The following is a 12,517-nucleotide window of genomic DNA, read 5'->3' on the forward strand; positions in this document are numbered from 1 at the left end:
CGGGACGGCCAGCACACCACCGCCGACCGTTCAGCCGTCGGACCCCCGGGCCCGCCACGCCGCCTCGAACATCTCGTGCGACGGGGCGAGGGGGAGCTGGGCGGAGGTGGGGGAGACCAGCACCTTCTTGTCGGTGAGCACCGCGAAGTGGGTCTCCAGTTTGGCCGCCTCCAACGGCAGGTCCGGTGCCTTGGGCGCCACCCATCCGTCGGGCGCGAACAGGGTCCGCCCGGCCCGGGGCCGCTTGCCCTGCTCCACCGCGCCCGTCTCCAGCAGGCGCGCGCCCGCCTTCTTGTGCCGCGCGGCCGACCAGCCGTTCCACCGGCGCACGTTCTGGTCGGTGGGCCGGGACAGGGTGATCAGCTGGAGGTACAGCGCCGCGGCGTCGGCGTCGGTGCCCAGGTCCGCGGCGACCTCCTCCACCAGCTCCGGAACGCTCAGCCGCGGGTCGGCCTCGTATCCGCCGACCGGGACCGGGGTGTTCCCGGTCCGCTCCACCAGCCGACCCAGTGACCCGTCGCAGATCTCCTTGAGGCCGCGCAGCTCCAGGACCAGCCCGTCCTTGTCCTCGGGCCTCTCGAAGGCCCGGGAGGACAGGGCCCTCTCCGTCGTCTCGTACACCCCGGGCTCGAAGAACCCGGCGGTGCGGACGTAGAGGTGCTCCCTTCCCCTGCCGCGGTCCGGCATGACCAGCAGCGGCCCGCCGTACACCTCGGCCGTCCCGCGTTCGGGGTCACGTGATGCGTGCGGCGCGTAGGGAAGCCGCTCGTACCCGGTCGCCTCCAGCAGCGGGAGCACGTCGTCGACCCGGAAGAGGAAGCCCACCGGGAGCAGGAAGCCGGGGGCCCGCAACCGGTCGACCAACCGCCAGTACAGCTCCGGCACCCCCGCGGCGCACGGGTGGCCCACCGGCAGCCGGGCGGACGGCCACGCCACGAGCGAGGTCGCCACACGGTACGGGTAGCGGGTGATCGGGTCGTAGTGGAAGACCTGGCCGCCCGGCCGCCCGTCCCCGGACACGGAGAACAGGGTGGGGGCGTTGTACGCGTCCTCGGCGATGACACGGTCCATGTCGACGGTGCAGAAGTCGGAGGAGGACGGGTCCATGAGCGTCTCCGCCCACTCCCGGCCCAGCTTGAGCTCCTTGTCGAGCAGGGAGGCGGCCTCCTCGTCCAGTACGGCGCGCACCCCGACCAGCTCCGCCCACACCCGGGCCGCCCGCTCGGCGGCGCGCACGTCCCCGTCCGGCTCCCACAGGTCGGCCGGGTCCTCGGGGACGGCCGCGCCCAGGAGGCGGTTCAGGCCGTCCGTGCCCAGGGTCCGGACCGCGTTCTCGTACTCCTCGGCGAGGTGCTTGCGCACGGTACCGCCCGGCTTCGCGCCGGGAAGCCCGAGGCGGCCGTTCAACACCAGCGCGGCGAGGGGCTCCGGGGCCCCGGTCCGGTCGACGAACGCGCGCACGGCCCGCTCCCCGGCCGTGACCGGCCCCCGCCCGCCGAGGAGTTCCAGCAGGCGCCGGACGCGCGCGGACTGGTCGAGGTCCACGGACACCGTGTCCGTCTCGGTCGCGCCCTCCGGCACCGGCTCCCCGGCCTCTTGGACGAAGTGGTACAGCCCCTCGGGCCGCAGCGGCTCTCCCGGGGAGGGGGCGGGCCCCGGACGGGCGGTGCGGCGCGTCACCTCCCGGCTTCCGGTGACGACGGTGCCGCCCCGCTCGCACAGCGGCGCGAGCGCGCGGCCCGGGGCCAGACCCCTGCGCCAGCGGGTGCCCCGCTCGGCGAAGGGACGGTCGGCCCAGACGCACAGGAGTTCGGTGAGCGCCCCGCGCGCCTCCTCCGAGGAGGTGACGGCCAGCCGCCACAGGGCGGCGTCGATCCGGTCCAGCAGGAATCCCCAGTGCCGGGAGGGCGCGGGCGGGGAGACCCGCCGGGTCGCCTCCGTGATGTCCCCGCGCAGGAAGGCGCCGTCGGCCGCGACGGCGGTCAGCGCGGCGGGGGCGCCCCCTTCCGGGAAACCGGGCGGGAGCAGGCCCTCCAGCGCCGACCGCAGAGCGTCGTCGGAGGTCCGGGCGGGCGGCACCAGCTTCTCCACCTCCACGGTGGAGAGGAGCCGCGACAGCGCGGCACGGCGCTCCTCCAGGTCGGCCGCGCGCAGGACGGATTCGACGAGCCCGCCCGGGCCGTCGACGAGGCGATCGTCGGTGACCTCGGGCAGCACCCGGGCGAGGGCCTCGCGGACGGCGTTCCGGCGGACGCCGTCGTCCCCGGCGGACCGGGCCGCCCGGATCAGCTCCCGGGCCGACTCGGTGTCGGCCCTCCGCAGCGCCCGCGACCCCTCCGGATCGCGCGGGACCAGGAAGTGCCAGAACGCCGGCGGGGGATAGAGCATGCGGTCGCCCGCGCCCTCCGGGTCCCCGGACTCGCTCTTGAGGTGGGAGTACACCTCCCACCACGGGCCGTCGTCCTCGGCGGCCTGGCATCGGGTGACGCGGAGGTGTGTGCGCCGCCGCTCCATGAGGAGACCGTGGTCCCCGCCGGGCATGCGGATGACGCCCCAGGGGGCGTGGCCGAGATCGTCGCGGGTGGCGCACCTGCGGCCGTCGACGCCCTCGACGACCGTCCGCCGGTCCTCGCCGTCCCCCTCGGAGTACACGCGAAAGCCCGTGAGGCCGCCGGCCGCGCCGAGGGGGGAGTCCGACGTCCCCGCCGGCAGCGGTGCCAGGGTCGACCGGCCGAGGACCCAGGAGCGGTCCCCGGCGGGAAGGAAGGACGGTCGGGAGTACCGGCCGGTGGGCGTCCCGTCGGCCGGGTCGAGTTCCTCGAAGGGGCCTCCGCCCGGGTCGTCGTCGGAGAGGACCCGCCAGAGGGTGGAGCCGTCGCTCAACAGGTCCGGCGACGACCCCACCCCGGAGGCGTCGCCGGGGAGGGTGAGGCGGTCCGTGCCGTGGCGGCCACGGTCGTCGCCGAAGGTGTAGCCGAGGGCCGGCCGGTCGGAGTAGCCGGAGTAACAGCTCGCGTCGAAGCCCGTGTCGGTGAGGACCCGGTCGGGGTCCGAGCACCAGAAGGCCCGGTGGTTCCGCCAACCGCCCGCGTCCCACGTGACGAGGAAGTCGTCGCCCACGCGGTGGACCGCGTACCGTGCCACGCCCTCGGGGATGACGTACGACGCCCGCGCCGTCCCGCCCCGGGGGTCGATCGCGACGGCGGTCGAGCGCCCGTAGACGGTGAGCACCGGCCAGGTGGAGCTCATACCGGTGACGTCCTCGCCCCGGGCGGCGAACTCCGCGACCGCCTCCTCGAACGCGGGCCAGGTGTACTCCGCGGGGACGCCGAACCGCAGTGCCCGGGCCAGGGGCACGGCCGGGTCCGGTCCGTCGGGGAGGCGACCGGCCCGGGCGAGCGCCACGGCCGCGGTGTGGTCCAGCGTCCCCTCGACGGCGTCCATCGCCTCCTCACCGGCCCCCGGGGTGCCCGAGGTGAGGGCCCGGACCAGGGCGTCCATGCGCTTCGCGGCCTCCGTCGGCAGACCCGGGACGTCGGCCCAGCCCGACGCCCGGTCCGGGGCGGCCCCCTCCGCTCCCGGCGGAGCCGGGTCCGCCGCCGAGGTGTGGCGGACGAACCGGGGGTCGGCGGCCAAGGCCGAGGACGGTCCGGGGCGCCACCCCCAGGAGCGGGTCTCGGCCTTCGGGGCGGGATCGGCCACCCGTATCCCGGCGGCCAGGCAGGCGTCGAGGAACGCCAGGTCCACGAGGGGGCGGTACCGTCCCGGATCCACCGCGACCTCGGTCCCCTCGGCCGCGATCCGCTCGGCGAGGCGGGGGAGCAGCGCGTGCAGTTCCGGGGCCATCGGCTGGATCTTCAGGTACCGGCCGTCCACGACCTGGGAGTACGTGCGGGGGAAGGAGGACAGCCAGGCCGTGTACCCGCCTTCGGGCACGGCCTCGCCGTCCACCAGGTCGTCGAGCAGCCCCAGGGAGTCCAGCAGTCGCAGCCAGGCACCGCCGTCGGTCGTCGCCTCCGGGAACAGGTTCACCAGGGCCGCCCGATCGGCTTCCTCCGGCGGGTGCTTCGCGAACACCTTCGCGGCGGCGTCCAGCAGTGTGTCGGAGGCCCGGGCCCCCGGAGCGCGCACGGTGAGGAGCCGCCCCAGCCGCCGGCCGACCTCGTCGGGCCCGTGTCCGGCGTGCCCGGCCGCCGACCGCAGTCGGGTGACCAGGTCGGCGGGTAGGTTCGCGGAGCTTCGGGCCCAGGCCTCCAGGAAGGCCAGGAACTCCCCGTACGCCTCCCCTGCGGGCAACAGACCGGTCAGCCGATCCCAGTGGAGGCGCACCTCCTTGGCGGGCAGCGCGCCGTGCCGGGCGAACAGCAGCGGGTTCTCGACCGCGTGCACCACGGACACCGGAAGCCGGTGCCGCGCCTCGGCCTCCCGGGCCGCGGAGTAGGCCGCCCCCGCCTTCCTGGAGTGACCGGTGGCCAACCGGTGGCCGATGGTGTCCCAGAGCCAGGGCAGGTGGTCGAGGGGCAGGCCGGCCCGTGAGGCCCGGGACTCGATCCACTCCAGGTCTCCGGCCAGTTCGCGGGAGGACCGAGGCAGCTTCTCGAAGAACTCGGCTGCGTCCCGCGCGTTGGCCGGGTCGTTGAGGCGGACCCAGTCGAGGTAGAGCGTCGACCGGGAGGCGTGTTCCGGAAGGGAGGGAAGAGGGTGGGGCATACGGGGAGTATTCCAGCGGGCGCGGACACCGGCGCGGGCCCGCCGGGGCCGGGAGCCGCCCCAGGGGGAGTGGAACACTCGCGCATCGAGGCCGGGTGACGGCCTCGGGCCCGCCGAGGGTTCGCCGGCGGGGGCCCCGGGCACGGGGAGTGAACGATCCACCCGCGAGGACAGGGGGAGACCATGGACACCGTCGAAGCGGTCGAGGTCGTGGGAACGGCGATCGAGGTGGCCGGTGTCGCGGTGATCGTCGTCGGTATGGTCGCGGCGACCGCCGTGTTCTTCCACCGGCTCGTCCGCCGCGTACCCTTCGCCGAGGTCTACCGTCCCTACCGGCAGGGTTTGGGCCGGGCCATCCTGCTGGGCCTGGAGTTCCTGGTGGCCGGGGACATCATCCGCACGGTCGCCATCGAGCCGACCTTCGGCAGTGTCGGCGTGCTGGCCGGGATCGTCCTGATCCGCACGTTCCTCAGCTTCTCGCTGGAGGCCGAGCTGGAGAACCGGTGGCCCTGGCAGCGGCGCCGAACGGCCGCCGAACCGCCCTCCGCGCGGGAGCGGGGGTGAGCCGGTCGGCGGGGGCCCAGGTCGATCGCGGTGTCCTCGGTGGCACCGCCGGGGCAGAATGACCACGACGGGGCAACGGAGGTTTTTCGGCCGCCCCTCCGGGCCCCGGGGGCCGGTTCCTCGACGGTGAGGATCGGCGCGTCCCTGACCCCGCTGAGCGACGCCCGCCACGGCCGCAAGGGCGGCCTGCTGCCCTGGAGTCTGCTGATCATCGGGTCCGCCGCCTCATGGGCAGCCAACGTCGCGGTGGCCGGCCCCACGGTGTGGTCGCGGATCATCCGCGCCTGGCCGAGCTTCGCTCTGATCGGTGCGTACGCACTGCTCATGCGCGAGTTCCGCACGGCCGCGCGCAGCGTACGCACCCCGAAGACGCCTCTCCGGTTCCCGAAGCCCGAGGGCAGGCGGAGGGGACAGAACTGTACGTCGTCCGCGAACGGTATGTCGGAACACTCGACGGGGACGAACCGAGTCACCCTGCGCCGCCTGAAAACCAGTTACACGCATGGCGATGGGCCCTGGATCACCGGAAGAAGCACGGGTCACCGCCCACGGGGGACCAGATTGCGACAGCCTTCGGCCGTAAGCCTCGGTGGGGCAGGTTGATCAGCCAGTGGGGTCGCCAAAGGCGGTTCGATCACACCCTGCTCAACCTCGGGAGCGAAGCGAACAGATGCGAGTTGAGTGTTCACGATCAAGAAGTCGAGAGCGATACCGCTACTTAGCGTGCGCTGGGAAGCCTTCTTGGTCCCCTATGAGAAACGCGTGGTGTCTCCGTACTCCGGGCTCGCTATGTCGAAGACTCCCACGAGGTCGTGTGAGGGTTCCAGGTCCCGGCAGCGGTCCGGTTCAGCAGCGGGTCGAGGAAGGGCTCGGTGAGTGCGAGCGCCTGGTCCAGGGCGCCGGCCGGCAGTGCCAGGGCACGTCCCGCCTCTGCGGCGTAGCCGGGCTCCCACAAGCCGCGGTCCGGGACGGAGAACCTGCGGGGGAGTGCCAGGCCCCTGCGTTCGGCTTCGGAGTACAGGGCATGGCGCTGTTCATCAGCAGGCAGGGGCGTCCGGCTGACGACGGAGACCAGGTCGACGAGGTCTTTGAAGCGGGTGGAAGGGCGTTGCTCCGGGCCGTGTCGTTCCAGGATGGCGCAGGTCTTGTCGGCGATGTGATCGACCAGAGGGTAGACGCGGTACCCGGAGCGTTCCAGGCCGGGGACGTCGAGGGGTGGAAGGGGCGGGACGTCCTCGGCGATCCCGGTCATGCGGATATTCTCGGCGACGACGTCCACGTGGAACTTCGTCCACACGGTGGTTCCCAATCGGGAGGTGACGGGCACACGTACACCGTTGGCACCGTCGGAGATGGGCGTGGACCGTCCCGTCTCGAAGCGGAACCAGTCCCCGAGGTCTTGCGCGGACGCTGCCCGCAGGTCGTGCTCCGCCGCCTCGCGCCCGGTGTTCCGGTAGATGTCGATGTCGACGGTTCGGCGTACCGCTAGTTCTCGGGCCAGCAGCGCGGTCGCCCCTTTGACGATCCAGTCGTTGTCGACCAGGTAGAGCCGGGCGAGCAGTCGGTCGTAGGCGAACTGACGCTGCAACTCCGACAGCGGCCATGGACCGTGGGGGTGCGCCTGCGAACGGAGACGGTCGGTCAGAGCACGGCGGAAGGCCGCCGGGGTCTTGTAGGGCAGCGTCATGACGAGAAGGTCTCGGTTTTCGTTTCGGAGATCTGCTTGAGCCAGTGTTCGCGTTCGGGAGCGGCGGCCAGGTCGAGGAGCCAGCGGAGCAGGGCGGGTCCGTCTCCGCGGCGCAGGCCGAACCGCCCCGCGTGTCCGGACAGTGCACGGGCCACCGATGCGGGGTCGTCGTCACCGGCGCGTAGAGCGTCCGCCGCGATATGCCCCACCGCTCCCGGGTCCTCGCGGGCGGACAGCAGGTCCGAGACGATGCGCCGTGGCCGGGTCAACGGCAGACCGTCAAGAGAGGTCCAGTCGGTGTCCGGGAGGCGGCCTCGGTGCAGTCGCAGGTCCGGGCGCCGGGATTGTCTGCGTTCGGGCAGTGTGAACTCGTGGACGTCGGCGGGAAGGTGCCCGAGCCCGTAGAGCGCGGCGGCTGAGCGGTGGGAGACGACGCCTTCTTCCGGTGGGCGTTCCCAGGCCGGTGTGTCCGGGGAGAGTTGCAGCCATGCGGCACGCAGTTCCAGATGCTCCGGTGGTGGGCCGCCTCTCAGCCGGTAGACGCCGTGGGCCACGCGTTCCACGGTGGCCGCGTCCGAGGCATGGCGGGCGAGGGTGCTCCAGGCCATCCCTGTGGCCTCGGCCTGGCGGCGGGTGAACAGCCCCCACTGCTCTTCTGCGAGGTCGGCCAGTGAAGCCATCGTTGTTGAGCGCGACATGACTGCATCGTATAGCCCAAACGCTACATATCGCAGTAACAAGTTTTGAGATGTACTGCGAAGCTACCACTTGCGCTATACGGTGCAGCGTTGCTGGACATGCTCTCGTGTGATCCGCGTCGTGAAGCGGTTGGAGGCCGGCGCGGAGTGTGATCGCGCTGTTCGGAAGGCTCCCATGATCCGTTTCGCCTTGCTGGGGCGGGTGCTGACGGAAGACCTACAAGATCCTGCGGCGTCACGGCAGTGGCAGTGGAGACGGGCGCGGCAACTGGTGGAGGGTCGAGGCGAGATCGTCGCGGAGTTCTTCGACATCGGCCGGAGCCGGGCCGTGGCGTGGCAGCGGAGACCGGAGTCGGCACGTCTGTTGGAGGCTTTGGAGGGCCCGGTCCGCGGGTTCGACGCCGTAGTGGTCGGCGAGCCCCAACGCGTGTTCTACGACAACCGGTACGGGTTGACGTGTCCCGTGTCGGGTGTGATGGAGGCGATCCGCCGCACATGCTCCGCGTGGCCGCACGGCGGGGGAGCGGTTCGTGTCCGAGTGGGAGTCGAAGGCCCCGGGTCCGGATCTGCGGTGACGTTCTGCGTGCCGTGGCCGTGCGGGTCGGTACAACGCGAGGTCCCCAGGTGGCCGACCCGGGGATCTTCCGTGTCCGGTGTTCGAGGAGGGCTCGAACCCCCTGGTCCTTGAGTTCGGGGGAGAGGAAAAACGCAGATGAACAATGCCGTGACCAGGGAGAGAGAGGTCCGTCCCACCGTTTCGTACGGGTTGAAGCGGGGTCTTTCGGGTTCGCCGGAAACCCGGCCGCACCGTTGCCGCACTTCAGGGGGTGGGTCCTGCCCGGGAATTTCCAGGGCGGGGTCTTCGTCGTGAGGCGGCTCGATGAGGTCTCCCCGCCGGTGGGACTCGTCGCCATGATCGTCGAAGCCGAGGCGATGCCCGGGAATGATAGCGAACCAGCTTTTTCGCTACGCTTGTCGTCGGTTTGTGGGTTATGATTCCCGGTCGGTCGAGGAGCGATCGCCGCTCTGCGTCATTGGCGACTCCATGTCAGAATCCCTTCCACGTATGAGCAGAAAGAATAGATGGCGGCATGTTCGAATCTCCCAAAGATCATCTGCGGAACATCGATAACTCGACCGCGAAAAGCGCGGAGCACCTGAGAAATATCGATCGATCGTCCGCGAACGCCGCCCGGTCAGCGGCCCAGAACACGAGTCTTTTGAAGGGAATCGCCTTCACCAGTGGTGCCAGCATGGTCTTCAACGGCATCACCGCCGCGAACACCGCGCGAATGGCGAGGACGCAGGAGCAACAATTCGCACTCCAACGAGAGCAGCATGCGCTTCAGCAGGCCATAGCCGAACAGACCGCCCGGCATGAGTTCTCGATGTGGCGGCAGACGCCGGAGGGTGTGGCGTTCGTCGACTGGCAGCGACGTGCCGCTGTCCTCATACCTTTCCTGCGCAACCGCGAACGGGTCTGGAACGCCGTGTGGGCGGATGCGATCAGGCGAGCACAGGACGAGACCCCCCCTGACGAGAGGCAGCGTTTCGCGAGTCATCCTGCGCGATTGCGGCAGACCGGGCTCAAGGTCGCTTTCCTCATCAGTTTCGTCCTTTCCGGCCTGTTCGCGCTCATGATGCTCTTCCAGATCATGAACGGGGCGCTTTCGGAGTCCCTCTCGCAGGCCGCGGACAACGACCGATTCACCTACGCGGAATGCCTTGAGATCCTCGACGACCCCGACAACTTCATCATGAGCGAGGCCGACTGCGAGGCCATCAACCCCAACCCCTCCGGACCGATCGTCCAACGAGCCGTACCACTGGTGCTGTTCGCCGGACTGGGGATCACGTTCTTCGTCATGCGCAAGGTCAGACAGCGAGCGGCGATGGCCGATCCGATCGTGGAGAACGAGACCGCGGCAAGGATCGCCAAATGGGGGTTCGACCCGCTGACCACGCGGGGCGCCTGGTACCCATGGCACGAATCGCAGGGGTTCACCGGCTACCCCGACCACATCGAACACATGGTGCACAGCGGCCCCTCCCAGCGCCCGCAGCCCTCACAGCTCATTCCGCTCCAGGTGCCGACCCCCAGGTCGCCGTCCCACGGGCTCCCCGACGAGGTCAACGGTGTCCTGGCTTCGTTCCAGCAGGAGAACGAGAGCTTCTCCCCCTGACCGCGAAGAGGTGGCACCACACCTCGGGACACCCTCGTCAGAGGCGAAGCGCGTCCTCGGGGAGCCGGTGACGTCTCCAGGGCCGGGGCGGGGCGGGCGCGTCGGCGCCGGCCGCCGCTTCGGGCCCCGGGGCGGCAGGTTCCTCGATGATGAGGATCGGCGCGTCCCTCGCCCTGGATCGACCCCTGCGACCCGGGCAACGAAAAGGCCCTGCGAACAGGGCCCTCGTTGGTGTCCGAGGGGGACTCGAACCATTCCCCCACGGGACCCGGCGCCGCTGGTTCTGAGCGCGAACCTGTCCCTGGACGGGCGGTGACCTGCGATGGATGCTTCCCGTTGGTCCCGTTGGGTCGCCATCGCCGCTGCGCTGACACCGGCCGCCACCTCGGCGGTGGTGTCGTACTCGCACATGTACGAACTCGCGTTGCGCCACGCTGAGGGCCTTCCTCCACGCGGAGAGGGACACGGCGCGCCACCCGGTGTGGCACTTCATCGCCTCCACAGGTGTTCGGCGTGGCGAAGCTCTCGGGCTTCGCTGGCAGGACATCGACCTTGAGGCCAAGACGGCGGTGATCCGTCAGACGGTGGGTGTCATCGAAGGGAGGATCATCCGGGAGCCGCTGCCCAAGAGCAGCAAGCCCCGTGTGATCGACCTGGACGAGAAGACGGTCAAGGTCCTCAAGCGGCACAGGGTCGCTCAGGCCAAGGACCGCTTGGAACTCGGGTCACGGTGGCTGGATGAGGGCCTGGTCTTCGCCAAGGGCTCCTACCGCCTGAGGAAGGGCACCTTCGCCGGGGGACCCATGCACCCCGACAGGGTGTCGCGAGTGTTCGACGCCCGTATTCACAGGCACGGGCTCACGGACATCCGGCTTCACGACCTGAGGCACACGTGGGCGAGCCTGGCTCTCAAGGCCGGGGTTCCCGTGAAGGTGGTTCAGGAGAGGTTGGGCCACGCCAACCCGTCCATCACGATGAACATCTACGCTCATGTGCTCCCGGGCATGCAGGCCCGTGCCGCTGAGCAGGTGGCATCCCTCTTCGGGTGATCCGCTCCGGTTGCACCCTCCGTTGCAACCCGGGCATGAAAAAAGGCCCTGTGACCAGGACCTTTAGTTGTGTCCGAGGGGGGACTTGAACCCCCACAGCCTTAACGGCCACTAGCACCTCAAGCTAGCGCGTCTACCTATTCCGCCACCCGGACCGGTGGTGTTCGGCGGGTCTCCCGCCGGACAGGTCAACAATAGCAAAGGTCCGGAGTGCCACGAACCGCTTTTCGGGCCGGGGGTGATCGTGACAGTGTCGGGTGCGACGAGCACAGAGGCCATGGTGGAACGGGAGCGTCCGATGACACGGGAATCCGAGGGTCCGAGCACGGCGGAGGTCGAGGTCGTCGACCTGTGTCGAGAGCTCATCGCCTTCGACACGTCCAACTACGGCGACCACTCCGGGCCTGGTGAGCGCAAGGCCGCGGAGTACGTGGTGGGCAGGCTCGACGAGGTGGGGGTCGAGTCGACCGTCTATGAGAAGCACCCCGGGCGCAGCAATGTCGTGGCGCGGATCGAGGGTGTGGACTCCGACCGTCCGCCCCTGCTGATCCACGGGCACCTCGACGTGGTCCCCGCCGCGCCCGAGGACTGGACGCATCACCCGTTCGCCGGCGAGGTCGCCGACGGGTGCGTGTGGGGTCGCGGCGCCGTCGACATGAAGAACATGAACGCGATGGTCCTGGCGATGCTGCGGCAGCGGCTGCGCGAGGGGCGGCGCCCGCCGCGCGACATCGTCCTCGCCTTCCTCGCCGACGAGGAGGCGGGCGGTACCTGGGGCGCCCAGTACCTGGTGAACGAACACCCGGACCTGTTCGCCGACTGCGACGCGGCCATCAGCGAGGTCGGCGGCTTCTCGTTCACGGTGAGGGAGAACCGCCGTCTCTACCTGATCGAGACCGCGGAGAAGGGCATCGCCTGGATGAAGCTGACCGCGCGCGGCACCGCCGGGCACGGTTCGATGGTCAACCGGGACAACGCGGTCACCGAGCTGGCGGCGGCGGTCGCCCGGCTGGGCGCGCACGAGTTCCCGGTGCACCTGACCCCCACGGTGAGAACGTTCCTGGAGGAGATCTGCGAGGAGTTCGGGATCCCCTTCGACGAGAACGACCTGGACGCCACGGTCGCCCGACTGGGGCCGATCGCCCGGATGATCGGGGCGACGCTGCGCAACACGCTCAACCCCACGGTGCTGGGCGGGGGCTACAAGGCCAACGTCATCCCGGGCGAGGCCACCGCCCAGGTGGACGGCCGCTTCCTGCCCGGGACCGAGGACGACTACTTCGAGCGGATCGACCGGCTGCTCGGCCCCAAGGTGAGCCGGGAGTTCATCCACCACCTGCCGGCGGTGGAGACACCCTTCGAGGGCGGGCTGGTCGACGCGATGTCGGCGGCGCTGCTGGCGGAGGACCCCGGGGCGAAGGCCGTCCCCTATTGCCTGTCGGGCGGAACGGACGCCAAGAGCTTCTCCCGGTTGGGCATCCGCAACTTCGGGTTCGCCCCCCTGCGGCTTCCCCCGGAGCTGGACTTCGCCGGCATGTTCCACGGCGTGGACGAGCGGGTGCCGATCGACGGACTGCGATTCGGGGTGCGGGTGCTGGATCGGTTCATCGAGATGAGCTGATCCGC

At 70.6% G+C, this 12,517-nt stretch carries 7 protein-coding genes and 1 tRNA gene; 4 read left to right on the forward strand and 4 right to left on the reverse strand.

The genetic code is table 11. The annotated features are described in order from the left end of the window. Positions 1–30: 30 nt before the first annotated feature. Positions 31–4,710: a hypothetical protein gene (locus tag RM479_RS01855; protein WP_311509957.1), complete on the reverse strand. Its 4,680-nt coding sequence runs from the start codon at positions 4,708–4,710 to the stop codon at positions 31–33. A 183-nt stretch (positions 4,711–4,893) separates the two neighbouring features. Here RM479_RS01855 and RM479_RS01860 point away from each other — a divergent pair, with 183 nt between their 5' ends. Then, complete coding sequence (locus RM479_RS01860; protein ID WP_311509959.1) at positions 4,894–5,274, forward strand: DUF1622 domain-containing protein; 381 nt, start codon at positions 4,894–4,896, stop codon at positions 5,272–5,274. A gap of 787 nt (positions 5,275–6,061) precedes the next feature. On the opposite strand, the gene RM479_RS01865 is transcribed toward RM479_RS01860, so the two are convergent. Together RM479_RS01865 and RM479_RS01870 are read right to left on the reverse strand one after the other, a co-directional pair. Further along, entirely contained in the window at positions 6,062–6,961 is a 900-nt protein-coding gene (locus RM479_RS01865; protein ID WP_274810110.1) for a nucleotidyl transferase AbiEii/AbiGii toxin family protein, read from the reverse strand. Then, the gene (locus tag RM479_RS01870) at positions 6,958–7,659 is read right to left on the reverse strand and encodes a type IV toxin-antitoxin system AbiEi family antitoxin domain-containing protein (protein ID WP_274810109.1); all 702 of its coding nucleotides are present in this window, start codon (positions 7,657–7,659) and stop codon (positions 6,958–6,960) included. Before RM479_RS01870 ends, RM479_RS01865 begins: the two co-directional genes overlap by 4 nt. 1,091 nt (positions 7,660–8,750) lie before the next feature. Here RM479_RS01870 and RM479_RS01875 point away from each other — a divergent pair. Together RM479_RS01875 and RM479_RS01880 are read left to right on the forward strand one after the other, a co-directional pair. Further along, positions 8,751–9,842, forward strand: a complete 1,092-nt coding sequence (locus RM479_RS01875; protein WP_311509962.1) for a hypothetical protein — start codon at positions 8,751–8,753, stop codon at positions 9,840–9,842. Positions 9,843–10,321: 479 nt separating this feature from the next. Then, the gene (locus RM479_RS01880) at positions 10,322–10,891 is read left to right on the forward strand and encodes a site-specific integrase (RefSeq protein ID WP_397221073.1); all 570 of its coding nucleotides are present in this window, start codon (positions 10,322–10,324) and stop codon (positions 10,889–10,891) included. A 70-nt stretch (positions 10,892–10,961) separates the two neighbouring features. Here the strand turns inward: RM479_RS01880 and RM479_RS01885 are convergent. Then, positions 10,962–11,046, reverse strand: a tRNA-Leu gene (locus tag RM479_RS01885). Positions 11,047–11,189: 143 nt separating this feature from the next. On the opposite strand from RM479_RS01885, the gene RM479_RS01890 reads away from it, so the two are divergent. Beyond that, on the forward strand, positions 11,190–12,512 hold the full coding sequence (locus tag RM479_RS01890; RefSeq protein WP_311509964.1) for a M20/M25/M40 family metallo-hydrolase: 1,323 nt from the start codon (positions 11,190–11,192) through the stop codon (positions 12,510–12,512). Positions 12,513–12,517: the final 5 nt, after the last annotated feature.

The organism is Nocardiopsis lambiniae (assembly GCF_031845465.1).
Classification (GTDB): Bacteria; Actinomycetota; Actinomycetes; order Streptosporangiales; family Streptosporangiaceae; genus Nocardiopsis; species Nocardiopsis lambiniae.